Annotated in this window: 9 protein-coding genes and 2 pseudogenes; 3 read left to right on the plus strand and 8 right to left on the minus strand. The window is 38.9% G+C overall.

What is annotated here, in order from left to right; translation table 11 throughout:
* Positions 1–315 precede the first annotated feature (315 nt).
* Positions 316–1,455, minus strand: a complete 1,140-nt coding sequence (locus P9687_RS07485; RefSeq protein ID WP_328228718.1) for a zinc-dependent alcohol dehydrogenase — start codon at positions 1,453–1,455, stop codon at positions 316–318.
* Between the two features lie 294 nt (positions 1,456–1,749).
* A complete protein-coding gene (locus tag P9687_RS07490; protein ID WP_328228717.1) occupies positions 1,750–2,874 on the minus strand; it encodes an ROK family transcriptional regulator in 1,125 nt (374 codons plus the stop codon).
* Positions 2,875–3,116: 242 nt separating this feature from the next.
* On the opposite strand from P9687_RS07490, the gene P9687_RS07495 reads away from it, so the two are divergent.
* The 3 genes from P9687_RS07495 to P9687_RS07505 all read left to right on the plus strand — a co-directional run bounded on the left by P9687_RS07495 (position 3,117) and on the right by P9687_RS07505 (position 7,021).
* Positions 3,117–3,893, plus strand: coding sequence for an SDR family oxidoreductase (locus P9687_RS07495; RefSeq protein WP_328228716.1), 777 nt, complete (start codon positions 3,117–3,119; stop codon positions 3,891–3,893).
* A gap of 122 nt (positions 3,894–4,015) precedes the next feature.
* Complete coding sequence (locus tag P9687_RS07500) at positions 4,016–5,554, plus strand: FGGY-family carbohydrate kinase (RefSeq protein ID WP_328228715.1); 1,539 nt, start codon at positions 4,016–4,018, stop codon at positions 5,552–5,554.
* Positions 5,555–5,671: 117 nt separating this feature from the next.
* The gene (locus tag P9687_RS07505) at positions 5,672–7,021 is read left to right on the plus strand and encodes an MFS transporter (RefSeq protein WP_328228714.1); all 1,350 of its coding nucleotides are present in this window, start codon (positions 5,672–5,674) and stop codon (positions 7,019–7,021) included.
* 385 nt (positions 7,022–7,406) lie between these two features.
* Here P9687_RS07505 and P9687_RS07510 read toward each other — a convergent pair.
* The 6 genes and pseudogenes from P9687_RS07510 to P9687_RS07535 form a co-directional block, all read right to left on the minus strand.
* Positions 7,407–8,036 (minus strand): annotated as a pseudogene (locus tag P9687_RS07510) (FGGY-family carbohydrate kinase); the annotation flags it as partial.
* Positions 8,037–8,434: 398 nt separating this feature from the next.
* Positions 8,435–9,724 (minus strand): hypothetical protein, encoded by a 1,290-nt coding sequence (locus P9687_RS07515; protein ID WP_328228713.1) that lies wholly within the window; start codon positions 9,722–9,724, stop codon positions 8,435–8,437.
* Positions 9,725–9,915: 191 nt separating this feature from the next.
* Positions 9,916–10,239, minus strand: a pseudogene (locus P9687_RS07520) (IS5/IS1182 family transposase); the annotation flags it as partial.
* A gap of 236 nt (positions 10,240–10,475) precedes the next feature.
* Positions 10,476–11,912 (minus strand): flippase, encoded by a 1,437-nt coding sequence (locus P9687_RS07525; RefSeq protein ID WP_328221264.1) that lies wholly within the window; start codon positions 11,910–11,912, stop codon positions 10,476–10,478.
* 20 nt (positions 11,913–11,932) lie between these two features.
* Complete coding sequence (gene glf / locus P9687_RS07530) at positions 11,933–13,036, minus strand: UDP-galactopyranose mutase (RefSeq protein WP_328228712.1); 1,104 nt, start codon at positions 13,034–13,036, stop codon at positions 11,933–11,935.
* A gap of 324 nt (positions 13,037–13,360) precedes the next feature.
* On the minus strand, positions 13,361–14,017 hold a 657-nt coding region (locus P9687_RS07535), incomplete at its 5' end, for a transposase (protein ID WP_328228880.1).

Here is a 14,017-nt window from a genome sequence, read left to right on the forward strand (position 1 = left end):
TTCGGAAAAACGTTAAAAAAGCATTCGTCACTTTCATAGTACGCGAGTATTCTTCGGAAAATGGATGGGCTTTTACAATCAATACTTTCGACATTTTTGAGGCTCCTTTACATGTTTTACTATTATTTTATGAGTAAGCGCCTTCAAATTCAATCAATTTATTTATTTCATCCACGCACTCACACGGAGGACGACATAAATGCCTTTTCCAATTGAATCCTTGTTCTGTTGGCAACTGCCGGCAAAATCGGGCGCTGACAGACATCCCAAAAAATGCCGGCCCCGCTTTTAAAAAATATACGGAGCCGGCATTTTTTATGGTTTTAATACGACTTTTATGCAGCCATCTTTATGATCATTGAACAATTGATAGGCCTCGCTTGCTTTATCTAGCGAAATTTTATGGGTTATGATTTCAGTTGGGTCAAACTTTTTCTCTGTAATGTCTTGAAAGAGTTTCGGCATCAGATGTACAGCCGGCGCCTGTCCCATTTTCAGGGTGATATTGCGTTCGAACAGCCTGCCAAGCGGGAATGCATTGTAAACCGAACCGTATACCCCTGTCAGCTGGATAGTGCCAAACTTCCTGACCGCTTCCATCGCAATTTGAATCGCGCTGATTGTGCCGCCCTGCAACTTGAGTTTTTGCTCGATCTTTTCAACCGCGGATTTTTTTCCGTCCATGCCGACGCAATCGATTACCACATCAGCCCCGCCATTGGTAATCTCACGTAAATACTTTCCCATTTCATTGTATTCTTTAAAATTATACACTTCGACTCTATTCATTTTCTGGGCATGCTTTAACCGGTAGGGCACATGGTCAACTGCAATTACCCTGCTGGCACCGTTCAGCCATGCAAATTTCTGGGTCATCAAGCCGATCGGCCCGCAGCCGAGCACAACGACCGTGTCTCCCTGCTTCACACCGGCATTTTCAACACTCCAATATGCCGTTGGAAGCACATCCGACAAGAACAGCAACGCCTCGTCCTCCAGCTCACAAGATTCAGGAATCACAAACGGCATTTGATTGCCGAACGGTACACGCAGGTACTCAGCCTGCCCGCCCGGAATATCTCCGTACCGCTCTGTGTAACCAAATAAACCGCCTGTGTCGACCTCTTCATTCGGATTCGAGTTGTCACACTGGGACTCCATCCCGTGCTGGCAGTAATAGCAATGCCCGCACGAAACCGTAAACGGCAGCACAACCCGGTCGCCTTTTTTCACTTTTGTCACTTCCGAGCCAACCTCTTCAACGATTCCCATCGGCTCATGCCCGATCACAAATCCCGGGCGCGCCGGCATAGCTCCGTTATAAATATGCAAATCAGATCCACAAATGGCCGTTGAGGTAATCCTGATTAAAATATCATCCCGCTTTTTTAATGACGGATCATCAACTTCTTTTACCTGTATGTCTTTCGCACCTTGAAATGTAACTGCCTTCACTGCCATAACCTCCCTTATATACAGATCTATACCCATGTTTTTTCATTCTTATATATATAAAGAGATTTTTTTTCAATTTGGAGGCGGATTCCCGGTTGTGCCGGGTTTTCCGTAACCGTTCTTGGAATATACGCCATCGTTTGCCATCCAATGTTGAGTCTGTTTAAGTAGTGGCAGGACCTAAGTTTTTGTATAGGAGGCACAAGCATATTCCTTCCATACTGAAACGGCCTCCCATATCCGGAGGCCGTTTCATCTTGCATTTTCAACATGGTTTTTGATTTGCCGCCTCTGTTAAATACTGTCCAGAAACGATTGGATAAACGGGATGGCAGCACCGACCGGCACACCGTCTTCATTGGAACGGCTAATAAAGATAAACGGTTCTTCGCTTGGAAAAGCTGTCTTCTCATTTACCTTTTCATGGAGAATTTGTAAATCTTCATCTTTTAAATACGGGGAAATATGCCCACCTAAAATAAAATCCCGGTTGATTACAAGGCGAATATTATTAATGGAAAAAGCCAGATGTTCTAAAAAAGTATGCCATCTCTCCACATAGGAAGGCACCCCTGACCGAACTTGCCGGAAGAAAAATGCCAGGGATTCTTCTTTTTTTAGTAGTGCATGGATGGAACAGAGCGTTTCCATGCAGCCTCTTTTTCCGCAGTAACACAAAGAACCATTCGGATCAATTGTCATATGTTCGACAGTCCCGCTGTGCCCATCTTTCCCCATATAAATTTGGTCATTGATAATAATCGCTCCGCCAAGATGCGTCCCGATCGATAAATATACCGCATCCCCAATGTCTTTTCTCATCCAAAGCTCTGTTGTAGCCGCACATTTTGCATCATGCAAGAACTTGCAAGGATAGTCAAGATGCCGGGCAAAAACATGGATATCCAATCCTGTACAATCCAATATTTTGCCGTACACAATTTTTTCTCCGTCGTTAGAAGTCAGGGCCTGTACTGCAAATCCAATTCCCAGCACTTGTTCTTTCTTATAATCAAAATGATCGATAAATGCCTGTACTTCCTGGCTAACTTGTTTGAAATAATGGCCATCATTGGCATAAGTCAGATACAGCTCTTTTTGTTGAAAGACTGTGCCCCGTAAATCAACCGCCAAAATGTGGACCTTCTCTTTTTGGATTTCAACCCCGATCCCAATACGCGCCTGTTGACATATGGTATAAGCTGCAGCCCGCCTGCCAACAGAAGATTCGAAGTATCCATTTTTTTGAATTAGATTTTTCTTCTCCAACTGCGTCAAATGCTGGCTAACGGTCGGCAGACTTAAATGAAGCATATTCGCAATTTCTTGTTTGGAAAGTTTTTTATGCTGATAAATCAAGTGATAGATCAAGGAATAATTATTCTTTTTTATATCTTTCAATGTCATGCTATTCGCCATGTGATGACCCCATTATATAAATACGATTGATAAAAACAGTTGTTTAAATTCACTATAACATACAGACAAATGCCTCACAACTTAGGAATGGCATCGTACAGATATTTTTGAGAATTTTTTAAAATATTAGGATCCAGTTTTTAAGCGCTTTCTATTGACACTCCCGTAAAAGCGTTTTATTATATAAACAAGTTTTATAAAATGATTTTATAAAATAACTTATCAAAGGGGCGTAAGCACAAATGGGGATTATTGAAAAGATGAGATTGGATGGAAAAAAGATTTTCGTAACAGGCGGCGCAAGAGGGATTGGTAAAAGCGTTGCCACTGCTTTTGCTGAAGCGGGTGCAGACATCGCAATTGTTGACGTGGATTTAAAAGAAGCAGAAAAAACCGCCAGAGAACTGCAAGAAAATCATCCGGTCCAGGCCATTGCAGTACAAGCCGATGTGACAAAACCAGAGGATGTAAAGGCAATGACCACAAAAATATTGGATGCATTCGGGCGGATTGATGTTGCGTTTTGCAATGCAGGGATTTGCCTGAATGTCCCGGCTGAAGAAATGACCTTCGAACAATGGAAAAAAGTCATAGATGTAAACCTTACAGGGATCTTTTTAACCGCACAGGCAGCCGGCAAAGTGATGATTCAACAAGGTGGCGGTTCAATTATCAATACAGCCTCCATGTCCGGACATATTGTCAACGTACCGCAGCCGCAATGCTCCTACAATGCTTCTAAAGCAGGCGTTATTCAATTGACGAAATCACTGGCTGTCGAATGGGCGGACAAAAATGTGCGGGTCAACTGTATCAGCCCGGGATATATGGGCACAGAACTGACATTAAATTCTCCAAGTCTGAAGCCCTTAATTGAACAATGGAACAAGATGGCCCCGCTTCACCGGATGGGAAAACCGGAAGAATTGCAATCCATTTGTGTATACCTTGCAGGTGACACGAGCACATTTACAACCGGTGCTGATTTTGTTGTAGATGGTGCCTTCACTTGTATCTAATGATTCTATCATTACGAGCTCGCCCGAAATAAAAACCTTATATTCACTTGTCAATGAGCAAAACGAACTGGAAATTGACATCAACTTTGGATTTGAAACTTATTATACGAGGAGCTTATTTAATGAACTATTTACTAGGAACAGACATTGGAACTTCAGGAACAAAGACAGTGCTGATGGATACAGAAGGCCATCTGATTGCCCAGGACTTGCAAGAATATGACATTATCACCCCGAGACCTCTATGGGCGGAGCAGTGGCCGGACGTATGGCTAGACGCGGCCAAAACCTCTATCCGCAACACGGTACAAAAATCCGGCATTCCAAAAGAAAAGATTGCCGCGATTGCAATTAGCGGGCTTTACGGAGGTTCCGGCATACCGCTGGATGAAAACTTGAAACCTGTAAGGCCTTGCATGATCTGGATGGACAGAAGAGCTGAAGAAGAAACGAAATGGGTGCTTGAGCATATCGGGGAAGAAAACTTGCAGGAAATCACTTATAACGGGGCAGATCCATATTACGGCTACACAAAAATTTTATGGATGAAACGCCATGAACCGGAAAACTGGAAAAAAACGAAACTCTTTCTCCCGCCTAACGATTACGTCATCTACCATTTGACTGGTGAAATTGCGATTGACTATTCTTCGGCAGGCAATATTGGCGGGATCTTTGACATGAATACAAGGACATGGTCAAAAACATTAATGGATCAAATGGGAATTCCTATGTCGATGATGCCGCAAAGGATTGTAGAGTCAACGGATATCGTTGGCGGATTGACGAAAAAAGCAGCAGAAGAACTGGGGCTTTCTGAAGGTATGCCCGTCATCGCCGGCGGAATCGACTGCGGCGCCGCAAACATCGGGCTGGGGGTATTGGAATCCGGCATTTACGCCGCTTCTATCGGCACTTCGATGTGTGCTGCACTTATCTCCGACCAGCCTGCGAAAGGAAAAGGTTTGATTGTCTGGCCTTATTTATATGACGCCAAACGATTATCGTATTGTTTTGCAGGAGCCAATACGGCAGGCGCGATCGTCAAATGGTTCAAGCAAACCCTGTGCCAGTTTGAATTGGAAGCAGAGAAACACGGCGGCAGAAATGCTTATGATATTTTAAATGAACAGGCATCGAAAATTCCTGCCGGCAGTAATGGCCTTATCGTCCTTCCGTATTTTATGGGGGAAAGAGCCCCAATATGGGATTCAGATGCCAAGGGCACAATTATTGGGCTCTCGCTTGCCCATACAAAAGCACATCTTTATCGTGCATTCTTAGAGGCAGTTGCCTATTCTTTAAGAAATGCCATGGAAGCAACTGGTGAAAATGTGGGGAATTCCATCTACATTGCCGGCGGGGTAACAAAATCTAAAGTCTGGCGGCAAATTTTTGCGGACGTAACCGGCTACCCTGTCATTTGCCCGCTCCATGATGTTGAAGCCAATATGGGGGATGTAATTCTTGCCGGAATCGGAACAGGACTTTTAAGTTACAACGACGTAAAAAAATGGCAAGTGTTAGATGAAAAAATCCTGCCAAATCCGGAAAACCATGAAAAATATAATGTCTGCTATCAAGTTTATCAATCTGCCTATCAACATTTAAAACAAGATATGAAAGCGATATCCCGCCTTGTTGAATCACCAACAAGATAGACAGAGCGGACATGATTTGCTTATTGGCTGGTTTTCCAGCCTCGCCATCATGTCCAGTTGTGGCGCCATTACGATACAGCGGCCCAACGGATATTCAAAAAAGGGGATGTGAGTTAAATGGAGAAATGGAAAAAAAGAATGGGGTATGGTGTAGGAGATTTAGGTTGTAACCTTGTGTTTGGGACAATGGCATCTTATCTGATGTTTTTCTATACGGACGTCTTTGGCATTACAGCAGCCGCTGCCGGCACATTAATGCTTGTCACAAAAATTATCGATGCATTTGCGGATACCGGAATGGGATTGATCGTTGACCGGACCCATACGAGATGGGGCCAGGGGAGACCTTATTTTATCATCGGAGCTGTTCCTTTTACTGTTTTTACCATCCTTACGTTTATCGTGCCGGATGCCGGAATGACTGGAAAATTGGTCTGGGCGTATGTGACGTTTACTTTGCTGAATATCGCATATACCGTTGTCAATATTCCGTTAAACACGATCGTTCCAAGACTGACTTCAGACGTACATGAACGAAACTGGCTTGTAACGACCAGAATGATTTGCGCTTTATTGGGAACAGCATTGGTGATGTCCATTACAACACCACTTGTAAACCTGTTCGGGCAAGGAAGCACACAAAAAGGCTTTCTCATTACAATGTCGTTGTATGCTATTCTCGCCTTATTGATATTTGTGATCACCTTTATGAACACAGAAGAAGTTGTACCCCCGGCTGTCAAACAGGAAAAACATTCGTTTTTGGATGATCTAAAAGGATTAACCGGCCAGAGCATCCTGTTCTTTATCTTAAACTTTCTTTACTTTGCATTGTTTGTGATCCGGAATACCACGGTTATCTATTATTTCACCTATAATCTGGGTCGTTCCAGCTGGTTAACTTTTGTAGGGCTTTTCGGTATTTTGTCCGGTTTGCCTATGCTGATCGTTCTTCCATTTTTACAGAAAAAAATATCAAAAAAGGCTTGTTTGCTGTTAAGCACAGCGATTTACATTATCGGCGATTTGATGATCTACTTTGGAAGCGCATTCCCAGTTGTACTGATTGCCGGGTTAGCCGTAACGGGTCTCGGCATATACGGCATTTTTGGGACAACATTTGCCATCCAACCAGATGTCATCGACTACTCGGAGTATCAGAAAAAAAGAAGCATATCTGGTATGATTGCTGCTTTCCAGGGCTTTTGTGTGAAATTAAGCATGGGGCTGGCAAGCGCGCTGATCGGGATATTCTTAAAAATGGGCGGCTATGTCCCGAACGCAACACAAACCCCGACTGCTTTAAAATATATCGAAGCTTCATTTATATGGATTCCCATGTTGATCTGCCTGCTTATCGGCATCACGACCTGTTTCTATAAACTGGACCAACAACGGGAAAAAATGAGTATCGAACTGGAGCGCCGCCGTCAAATCTTTAACTCTCAATCGGCAGAAACAGTATAACCCGATATATCCCCCTTTTCATATAAAAGGGGGATATATCAAGTAATGACAGGGACACTGCATATGGAGTGTAAGTATTGCCGGCTTTTTGCTTCGATTTAATTTTAACCGATTTTCAATCCACGCACTCACACAGAGTGCGACACAATCAATATGTGGATCATTAATCAATTCCTTATATTTCAATCCACGCACTCATACGGAGTGCGACAGCGATTATTAACTTAGGCTTCCAAGAAACAGAACAGAAAAGCTTTGCAATTATCATTTGGGAATGGTAATTAACACAGAACTTGCCGAACAAATCGGATAAAAAGCCAACATCTGATACATTCAGCAAATTGAATGTTTTTTGAGGGGGTGCCACCGCACTACTGCAGCCCCCTCATTCCTCCCTTAAATCAAACAACTGGTGATTGATCGCGATGGTATGCGGATAGACATCTTTATAAACCTGGTAAAAATCCCGGTAACGGCTGACGTTTTTCGGTATTGGCTCAAATGTCCGGCCTGTCCGGATAAAGGCTGCTGCACAATCTTTGAGGGAAGAAAACCATCCCAATCCGCTTGCTGCAATCATGGCGGCGCCCATCCCGGGACCTTGTTCATTCTGAAGTTTGATGACTTTTGCATGAAAAATATCAGCCTGAATTTGCAGCCACAGGTCACTTTTGGCACCGCCGCCGATGGATATCACGGTATCGATGTTCTTGCCATAGTTTCGAAAAATTTCAACGCTTTCATTGATAGAGAAGGCAATACCTTCCATCACTGCACGGGTAAAATCCCGTCTGGTGTGTGAGCTGTCAATGCCTGTAAAAGTGCCGCGGATTTTTGCATCGGCATAGGGCGTTCTTTCCCCGGCAATAAACGGCGTGAAAAGCAGGCCGTTTGCCCCGATCGAAGAATGCGCGGCTTCTTCCAGCAATGTTGCAAAATCTTCGCCTTTTGCGAATGTATCCTTAAACCAGGACAGACTGTATCCGGCGGCAAGTGTAACACCCATTTTTTTGTATGTCGTAAAGACTTCCAAGCACAAGGTTTTTTACGTTATAAAGTCCTTACACTTTATATTCGACAAAGGTAACCGAAACCCTTGTCGAATCTTGAATTTTCACTTATTCAGCAAGTATTAATTACTGAAATAACAAGTCAGAATTAATCCATAAGTCTCTTTTAGATAAGCATCAGTTGCTAGAATAATTTATTTCATTGAAACTGTAATCTTTTTTATCTAGACCCCTGATTGCACAATTGATATTTTAAATTCTAGTTCAAAACCAGATTTACCATTTTCTTAATCATATGAAGAGTTTGTAAGTCTCCTCTTTCATACTGAGTTTCATTATAGTCTTTCTATCTTGCATTTTCTCGTTCAATCATGCGCTGAATAATCTCATTATCATTCACTAACTAATCATTGGGTAAGTCAGCTAATTCTAATACTTCCTTTTTTTCTTGGAAATTTAACCACATAATGAAACTTTTGTCTACAACATTAAGTCTTAAATTTGTCTCATCATAATCAATAATGATAGGTTGAATTTTTTTAGAAACTTGTAAGGAAGCTACGGATTTTAAAGACTGAGTCAAATTACCTGGATTTAATTCAGCGCCACGAGGGTGATGGGCTTGGATAATATGTCTTATATCGGAATACCTAAGACCTCTTTCTAAAACATTAGAGTCTGAAGTAATCAAAGGATATAATATCCACTTGTACATTTCTAATACTGTAGTTTGAAAACCATCACCAAATTTCGTTAAAAAATCATTGTATCTTCCGGATTGTTGATTAACTATTTTTCTGATTAATTGTTGTATGTTAGTATCTTTTCCAATAACTTTATTATTTTCCTGTGTTTCTAAAACACCATTTTCTCTACAGACATTATAACAAGCTTCCTGAACAATGTAGACACTATCAAATGAATTTTCTATAAGTTTTGTTTTAAAATCTTCCGCAAATGTAATGTTTAAAAGACTTTCACCCTTTTCTATTACTTCCTTCAGTTCGTCTGGTGTCCACTTATCAGCATTTACTGAGATCACTCTCCCAGTTAAGTCGCCATTATAAATAGTTAGACGATTTTCATCTAACCATACTCCAATAATTATAAAACTGATATCTGAGTTTTCATGAAATGCCTTTAAAGCTATAGAAAAGTCTCTTTGAGCCTCTATATTAAGGTAATGGAAGTCTTCTAATAAAACGCGTTTTTTAAAATTCATCGTTTTTAGTGCGCTGATAATATCGTTGACATCCTCTGGATCTAATTCAAGTGGCTGAGTAGTTACTTCCACTTGATTTGTTTTATCCACTTCAGATGCTAAACTAGATGAAACCAAAGGTGAAAACATTGCCTTTAGTTGTGCAACAATTTTATATTTTCCTGTAGATGTTTTTTTATTTGATTGTGTTATTTCAAAGCCAGCCCGTTTTAATATATTTACGTGAATATCCTCTAAAGTCCATTTATTTGAACAGTGTATAATTATGGCATCTGTTTCTAAAAGATATTTCTTTCTAAGTGATGTTTTACCTTGCTTGGAGCTTCCAAAAACTACAACATGCTTTTTTCGCTTTAAGCTATCGGTAAATAAACTGTCTATATCTTTTCTTATAATATAATTTAAAGGCAAATCCCTGGATATCCCGAAAACATCTTCCGATTTATATACTTCAGTATTGATAACTACCACTCCCTGCAGATATATTTATATTTTGAAGTTTAAAATCCAATTAGACAATTCATTTACTTTTATGAGAACAATAATAATTTTAAATCTACATATTGTACGTTAATTAGGGTTTTGCTGAACGATTTAAATACAATACAGTCAGATACAAGTCCAAATCCGATTGTCAAAATGTAAAATAGTGTTGTGTACCGTTTGGATGGACGTCCCAACCAAGGCCCACTCAGACGAATGCCAAGAGATTGATCCCGGTTTTGTTAGATTTTATCTGTCAAAACCGCTTCCAAATAATATCCGAACCGGCTGTTGACGTTCTCAACGGATTCCCTCAGGGTGATCCCTTCATTGTCTCAAGTTGCTCAATCAAGGCATAGCCACCAACGGCACTGTGGCGACTTTTGAACCGAACCCCACGTTCGCTTTTGCCTTGCCCAGCACAATTGGACGGAAATGCGACTGGGAAATGTCACAATCCAGTGGTCAATCCGGTGTGTTTTCTTCTTGTACATTTCAGCCTTCCACCAAGGGATTATTTAAGAAAAACGGACCCAGCGATTTTTTTATTTCATTTTCCATCAATGGTAGAAAAAGAATCTTCTAAAAAAGTGAATTGATGTTTGATCATTTTGTACATAGTAACGGCCTCCAAGTGTAAGATTTTTTACGTGTTCCCCATAAAATCCTTGCACTTTATAATTGACAAAAGTGGCAGAGATCCTTGTAAAGTCTGGAATTTTTTACTTATCCACAAGTCCTATTTAACCAATCTTTTAATGAAACTTAATCCTTTAATAAATAAATTTCGATTTAACTCATTCTTAAAAATAAATAAAAGAAGAGGATATATTAACAGACCAATAATTATTTGAATAAATGTTGTAATAAAACCAAAGTTCAAGTTCAATCCAATTACTTTTATAACACTGTACATGATTAAACCACTAAAAAAATATTTCCAGGTTGAAGCAAATAATGTTTTATATTTTACTTGTCCCGATAAAAACAGCAATTGTACAAAAGTTACAGTAAACTCAGCAATTAATGTTGCTAGAGATGTACCAAGAGATTGAAAATGAGGTATTAGTAATAAATTTAAAATAAAATTGATAATTGCTCCTACTATAACTGAAATAGTATAACCACGCATTTTTCCTGTTGGCATCAAATATTGCTGACCAATTACATTACTCCATGCTATAAACACAATTATTGGACTAATAATAAATATTATTTCATTAGTCTTGCTAAATTCAGGTCCGAAAAACCAAGGGGTAAACTGTTCAGCAATCCCCATCAAACCAAACATTAATGGAAATGACAAATATGAGGCAAAACCAAAAGATAAATAAAGATAATCGTTTACCTTTGATAAATCTCCCTTTGCAAATGTATTAGCTACTCGTGGCAGCATAACAACACCTGTTGCAGTTACTATAGACAATGCCATTCTCACTATTTTATCAGAGTTATCAAAAAAACCGACTTCATTAGTATCTGATAAATATCCCAACATCGTTTTATTTAATACTAAATAAATTTGGATGGCTACTTGGGGCAAAAAAAGGACTAGTGAAGGTCCCAAATGTGTTTTTACATCATTTAACTTTATTTTTACTTTTTTTATTGTCTTTGGAATATAAAACCATAAAGTTAATTGTCCCAAAAATTGAGATAAAGATAAAATTAATACGTATTTCCACAAATCCTGAGCCGATTTTACAAATATAAATATGCAAACAACCCCAACGAGTTTGACAAACAAATTTCTAGTGACTGTTTTTTTAAAATCTTCCAATCCCATAAACAACCATGATACATCAACCATAGCAGCCAGCAAAAAAAGCGACTGTAAAAGGAAGATATTTTGATATTCCCCTGTTATTTTGAGAAAAAACAAAAATACTATATAAGAAATTAAGGTCGTACTTATTTGTAGAGTGAAAATCCCCCAAAAAGTACGACTTAAATTTTCTTTATCATCTCTTACATACGCGATTGCTCGATTTCCATAAAGAGAAATACCGATTGTTCCAAATAATATAAAGTATTGAATAATAGAATTAGTATATGCATTAATTCCTATACCATGACTCCCAAGTACACGGGAAATATATGGTACTGTAACTAAAGGTACAATCAATGTGATAACTTGATAAATAACATTATAAATATAATTTTTCGTGATACTCATATTTAATTACCCGTTTCATATCATTTAAATTCATTATTTACAACAGTTAGTGCTGCTGCTATAACTTGGTGCATATCATAGTATTTATACATACCTAGTCTACCACCAAAAATAACTTTTGGAGTTTGATCCGCCAATTCATGGTATTTTTTAAATATTTCATTGTTTTTTTCGTCATTCATAGGATAATATGGTTCATCACCTTTTTGCCATGTTTTTGGATATTCTTTGGTGATAACCGTTTTAGACTGAGTTCCAAACTCAAAATGTTTATGCTCGATAATTCTTGTATATGGAGTTTCTGCATCAGTATAGTTTACAACAGCATTCCCTTGATAATTTTCTTGATCCAAAATATCCGTTTCAAATCTTAAACTTCTATATTCAAGTGTGCCAAATTGATAATCAAAAAATTGATCAATCATACCTGTATAAACAATTTTAGGAAACTGCTCTATATACTTATCCTTATTGTTAAAAAAGTCGGTTTCTAGTTCGACATCTATTAAATCACTTGCTAACATTTTTTCCACAATTTGGGTGTAACCACCAATCGGAATGCCTTGATATCTATCATTAAAATAATTGTTATCATAAGTAAAGCGAACGGGTAATCTTTTGATAATAAAAGATGGAAGCTCAGTTGCTTTTCGGCCCCATTGTTTTTCAGTATAACCTTTTACCAATTTTTCATAAATATCAGTACCAACTAACGAAATTGCTTGTTCTTCCAGGTTTTTCGGTTTACCAATATGGGCAGCAGCTCTTTGCTCTTCAATTTTAGCTTTGGCTTCATCAGGAGTTATAACTCCCCATAATTTATTAAATGTATTCATATTAAAAGGCATATTATAGATTTCACCTTTATAGTTTGCTATCGGACTATTTGTATAACGGTTAAACTCTGCAAATTGATTTACATAATCCCAAATCTTTTTGCTATTTGTGTGAAAGATATGAGCACCATATTTATGTACCTGAATACCCTCTATTTCCTCTGTATAAATATTACCGGCAATGTGATTTCTTTTATCAATTACTTTAACTCTTTTTCCTCGTTTTGCAGCTTCATAAGCAAAAACACTACCAAATAAACCTGATCCTACTACAAGATAGTCAAACATAAAAATCCTCCATTTAATTTTAATTAAATCAAGTGATTCAGTAAAAATAAAAACATTGTGTAAAAGCCAAAGAGATTAAAAAATTATTTATTTTTATTTCTACTTAGTGAAAAATAAATTTATTTACCCTTTTATCTATATGAATAAACCCATAACATGGATATAATTCAAACCAAAACTAAACTTAGCATCTTCTTAATACTTAAAACTCCTTTCAATTTGGGAAATATATCTCAATAATGATAATTCTATACAATTCATAGTATAAAAATAAAAAACTTCTATAAATTTATAATTAGGGCTTGCTGAACGAATCAGATTCTGTCAGATACAAGCCAAATTACGGTTATTAAAATATAAAATAGTGTTGTGCAAAAATTTCAAAAAAAGAACCCTGAGCTTCCGCTCCAGATTCATTATAAGGAATTGAAGGGCTACTACTGTTTCACTGGTCTCCTGAAGGCGTGCTCGAATAAGGCCTAGCCCATACTTGCGCTTGCCTTCGCCAAATTTGCTTTCAACGGCATTACGTTCAGAGGCATCCTGCCTTGCCACGCGTTCTAAGGTTTTGTCTTCCGTTTTGGATGGGCGTCCCAACCTTGGCCCACTCAGACGAATGCCAAGAGATTTGCAGTATGCCAGGTTGTGACGGTTTCGGTAGATTTTATCTGCTAAAATCGCTTCTGGATAAAATCCGAACCGGTTGTAGTAGTTCTCAATAGATTCTCTAAGGGTGATCCCTTCATTGTAATTTTCCCAGTCGAGTTGCTCAATCAAGGCATAGCCATCTACAACGCTAATGGCGACTTTTGAGCCGAATTCCACGTTCGCTTTTGCCTTGCCACGCACAATTGGACGGACATGCGGCTGGGAAATGCTCACAATCCGGTGGTCAATCCGATGTGTTTTCTTTTTGTACATTTCTGCCTGTTGGCGGTCATGTTGCTGATTCACGAGGAGTGCTCGGGAGTCAGCTGTGGT

The sequence above is a fragment of the Weizmannia sp. CD-2023 genome, from assembly GCF_036225245.1.
Classification (GTDB): domain Bacteria; phylum Bacillota; class Bacilli; order Bacillales; family Bacillaceae_C; genus Weizmannia; species Weizmannia faecalis.

Bases quoted from the DNA above. Each gene is read 5' to 3' on its own strand.
- P9687_RS07490 (WP_328228717.1), bottom strand. From the start codon at position 2,874: ATGGCGAATAGCATGACATTGAAAGATATAAAAAAGAATAATTATTCC.
- P9687_RS07495 (WP_328228716.1), top strand. From the start codon at position 3,117: ATGGGGATTATTGAAAAGATGAGATTGGATGGAAAAAAGATTTTCGTA.
- P9687_RS07500 (WP_328228715.1), top strand. From the start codon at position 4,016: ATGAACTATTTACTAGGAACAGACATTGGAACTTCAGGAACAAAGACA.
- P9687_RS07505 (WP_328228714.1), top strand. From the start codon at position 5,672: ATGGAGAAATGGAAAAAAAGAATGGGGTATGGTGTAGGAGATTTAGGT.
- P9687_RS07525 (WP_328221264.1), bottom strand. From the start codon at position 11,912: ATGAGTATCACGAAAAATTATATTTATAATGTTATTTATCAAGTTATC.
- glf (WP_328228712.1), bottom strand. From the start codon at position 13,036: ATGTTTGACTATCTTGTAGTAGGATCAGGTTTATTTGGTAGTGTTTTT.